This window comes from Citricoccus sp. (assembly GCF_035445025.1).
In the GTDB taxonomy this organism is placed as follows: Bacteria; Actinomycetota; Actinomycetes; order Actinomycetales; family Micrococcaceae; genus Citricoccus.
This window is the reverse complement of record NZ_DAOMPX010000056.1, coordinates 10,192-13,468: the sequence shown is the minus strand read 5'-3', so window position 1 is coordinate 13,468 and position 3,277 is coordinate 10,192. Positions and strand designations below refer to the sequence as shown.

At 71.7% G+C, this 3,277-nt stretch carries 4 protein-coding genes; 2 read left to right on the top strand and 2 right to left on the bottom strand.

Annotated features, from left to right (window positions below; all coding sequences use genetic code 11):
- Positions 1-64: 64 nt before the first annotated feature.
- Complete coding sequence (locus tag PLJ28_RS13190; protein WP_183529143.1) at positions 65-322, bottom strand: metal-sensitive transcriptional regulator; 258 nt, start codon at positions 320-322, stop codon at positions 65-67.
- 129 nt (positions 323-451) lie between these two features.
- Here PLJ28_RS13190 and PLJ28_RS13185 point away from each other — a divergent pair, with 129 nt between their 5' ends.
- The gene (locus PLJ28_RS13185) at positions 452-1,042 is read left to right on the top strand and encodes a rhodanese-like domain-containing protein (protein ID WP_298044289.1); all 591 of its coding nucleotides are present in this window, start codon (positions 452-454) and stop codon (positions 1,040-1,042) included.
- A gap of 97 nt (positions 1,043-1,139) precedes the next feature.
- A complete protein-coding gene (locus PLJ28_RS13180) occupies positions 1,140-2,036 on the top strand; it encodes a sulfite exporter TauE/SafE family protein (RefSeq protein WP_298044291.1) in 897 nt (298 codons plus the stop codon).
- On the opposite strand, the gene PLJ28_RS13175 is transcribed toward PLJ28_RS13180, so the two are convergent.
- Entirely contained in the window at positions 2,028-3,035 is a 1,008-nt protein-coding gene (locus PLJ28_RS13175) for a hypothetical protein (RefSeq protein WP_298044292.1), read from the bottom strand. The genes PLJ28_RS13180 and PLJ28_RS13175 overlap by 9 nt on opposite strands.
- Between the last annotated feature and the right edge of the window lie 242 nt (positions 3,036-3,277).

Here is a 3,277-nt window from a genome sequence, read left to right as displayed (position 1 = left end):
CGACGTCTCGATGCACCGGGGGCCTTCGGCGTGGATGCGGGGACCGGCGCGCGGTCCGGGTGGATCAGGCCAGGGAGAGGAAGAGTTTCTCCATGTCCGCCTTGTCCATGGAGCCGTCCTCCTTGAGCAGGCACTGCTCCAGGCCGGTGGCGATGATGGCGAAACCGGCCCGGTCCAGCGCCTTGGAGACGGCGGCCAGCTGGGTGACCACGTCCTTGCAGTCGCGGCCCTCCTCGAGCATGCGGGTGACCGCGGCCAGCTGGCCCTGGGCTCGCTTGAGCCTGTTGAGGACCGGCTTGAGCTCGGTGGTGTCGAGTTCCATGAGGTGCTCCTCGGGTCGTGGGGGGATATCAGTCTCCGTCATTCTATACCCCCCGGGGTGTGTTGCATACCCTCGGGGGTATGTGGCAGACTCATGGAGTCATATCCAGACGAACGGAAGAGAAGCCTCTTGACCTCCCCCACCCCCGCCCTGACCGACGTCGACGCCCCGACCCTGCGTGAGTGGATCGACCGCCAATATGACCTGATCGTGCTGGACGTGCGTTCCGCCGCGGAGTTCGAGGGCCTGCACATCAAGGGTTCCTACAACGTCCCGCTTCCGCTGCTGTCCGAGCACGCCGACGAGCTCGCCCAGCGCCTGGACCGCCACGTGGTGCTGGTCTGCCAGTCCGGTGTCCGCGCCGGGCAGGCCCGCACCCGGCTGAACACCGCCGGCCTGGAGAAGGCCACGGTCCTCACCGGCGGCGTCCCCGCCTTCGAGGCCGCCGGCGGGGACGTCGTGCGCGGCGCCCAGCGCTGGTCCCTGGAGCGCCAGGTCCGCATGGCCGCCGGCTCCCTCGTGCTGGCCGGGATGCTGGGTGGGAAGCTCGTCTCCCCCAAGGTGAGCATGCTCGCCGGTGCCATCGGCGCCGGGCTGAGTTTCTCCGCCGTCACCAACACCTGCGCCATGGGCAACGTCCTGGCCAAGATGCCCTGGAACAGGACGGCCTCCGAGCCCACCGCCCAGTCCGCGATCGAGCAGTTGCCCTCCGCGGGCTGACCCAGACCGCCCGGCGGCGGCGCACCCCTCCCCCCTCCGCGCCGCCGTCGGGCCCCTTCCTTCCCAGCCCCGCCCGGACTACTCCCAAGGACCATCCATGACCGTCACGCTCATCGTCACCCTCGCGCTCTCGGTGCTGATCGGGGTCTCCCTCGGCCTGCTGGGCGGTGGGGGGTCCATCCTCACCGTCCCGATCCTCACCTACGTGGCCGGGCTTCCCGCCAAGGAGGCGATCGCCGCCTCGCTGTTCGTGGTGGGCACCACGTCGCTGGTCAGCGTGGTCTCCCACGCCCGCAAGGGGAGGGTGAAGTGGCGTACCGGCCTCGTCTTCGGAGTGGCGAGCATGGCTGGCGCCTTCGGCGGTGGGCTGCTGGGCGGCCACGTCCCCGGCACCGTGCTGATGATCGCCTTCGCCCTGATGATGGTCGCCACCGCGGCCGCCATGATCCGGGGCCGGAAGAAGGCCCCCTCCTCCGGCGGGGACGAGGCGAAGAAGCTGCCCGTCGTCAAGGTCGTCCTCGAGGGCCTGGTGGTCGGCCTGGTCACCGGGCTCGTCGGCGCCGGGGGCGGCTTCCTGGTGGTGCCCGCGCTGGTGCTGCTGGGTGGGCTGTCCATGCCGGCCGCCGTCGGGACGTCCCTGGTGGTCATCGCCATGAAGTCCTTCGCGGGCCTGGGCGGCTACCTCACGAGCGTCCAGCTCGACTGGGGGCTCGTGGCCGGGGTGACCGCCGCCGCGATCGTCGGCTCGCTGATCGGGGCGAAGCTGACCGGGATCATCCCCGAGAACGTCCTGCGCGAGGGCTTCGGCTTCTTCGTGCTGGCCATGGGCGTCTTCGTCCTGGTCCAGGAACTGCCCTCCCCCGCAGGCGTCATCGTCGGCGTCCTGGGCTCCGGCGTGGTGGCCGCGGTCCTGCTGTGCCGCTACGCCATCCCCTCCTGCCCGCTGAACCCCCGCCGACACCGGGAACCGGTCGCGGAACCCCAGTCAGCGTGACTCCCCGCCGCCAGGTGTCGCCGGTTCCACGGCGATGGTCCCGTAGACCCGCCGGTAGGGCTCGAGTGCACTGCTGATCTGCTCCAGGGTGCTCGCCGAGTCCGGGATCACCTCGAGGACGTCCTCCAGGACCGAGACGGTCCGGCCCCGGCGGCCCATGATGGTCTCGCGCGCCGGTTCGGCGCACTCCTCGTCGGCGAGGATGTCCTGGAAGCCGTCCCGGAGCATGTCCTGCAGGTCGGCCGCGTACAGGTCCGTCCTGCGCAGGGCGTAGTCGTAGAGCGCGAGGACACAGGCGACGGTCACACTGGGTCCGGACTCACGCCGGTCCATGGCCTCGGTCAGCAGCCGCTGGCCGTAATCGTCGAGCCGGGCCAGGATCTCTCCCGCTCCGGCCCACGCCACGGTCAGGGGCAGGTCCACTTGCGCGGTGATCGTGCCCGGATCGGCGGTGATCCAGATCGACTCCCCGGGGAGGATGAAGGCCGAGGCGTTGGACGGCTTGCCCCGTTCCTGGGCCGTCCGGTGCATCACCCCGGACTGGAGCGTCTCCAGGCGGGTGCGTCCGGGCCGGTGCTCCTGCACCGCGTCCCAGGGCTTGGTGCGCAGGATCCACACCGCGCCGGTGCGGTTGTGGAGCCACGTGTAGGCGGGCGTCGTGTCCGTGCGCAGGCACGCATCCCATTCGTCCAGGATCCCCCTCCCCGCCGGATCGGTGGTGGACAGCCGCAGCGCCTGTGCCGACCCGAGATCGTCACAGGTCCCCTGGGCGGTCTGGTGCACGTGCGGGGTCGGAGTGCCGGAGGACCGCCGCGACCTCGTGTCGGCGCCCTCCGGCGTGGGGACGCCGAGCCCCGGCCCGGGAGCGTCCCCGGGGTCCTCGAACGGCGCACGGGTCGCGGGCGGCGGATCGGGCTCCCTGTCTGCGTCCGGCGCCCCCGCCTCGCAGCCCGTGAGTGCGATCACCAGGGCCGCGACGATCCATCGTCCCCGGCTCATGCGGTCATTGTGGGCCAGCCCGGCAGGCGGGGGAAGTGCTCGCGTCCCCTGGGGGCGCCGGTCCGCGCCCGTGCTCGGGACGCTGGTCCGCACGGATGCCCTGGCGCCGGTCCGCGAGGGCACCCCGGGTGCGGCGCAGAGATGCGGTGCGGAGACGTGGTGCAGGGATGCGGCGCAGGGGCGTGGTGCAGGGGCGTGGTGCAGGGGCGTGGTGCAGGGGCGTGGTGCAGGGGCGTGGTGCA

Bases quoted from the DNA above. Each gene is read 5' to 3' on its own strand.
- PLJ28_RS13175 (WP_298044292.1), bottom strand. From the start codon at position 3,035: ATGAGCCGGGGACGATGGATCGTCGCGGCCCTGGTGATCGCACTCACG.
- PLJ28_RS13180 (WP_298044291.1), top strand. From the start codon at position 1,140: ATGACCGTCACGCTCATCGTCACCCTCGCGCTCTCGGTGCTGATCGGG.
- PLJ28_RS13190 (WP_183529143.1), bottom strand. From the start codon at position 322: ATGGAACTCGACACCACCGAGCTCAAGCCGGTCCTCAACAGGCTCAAG.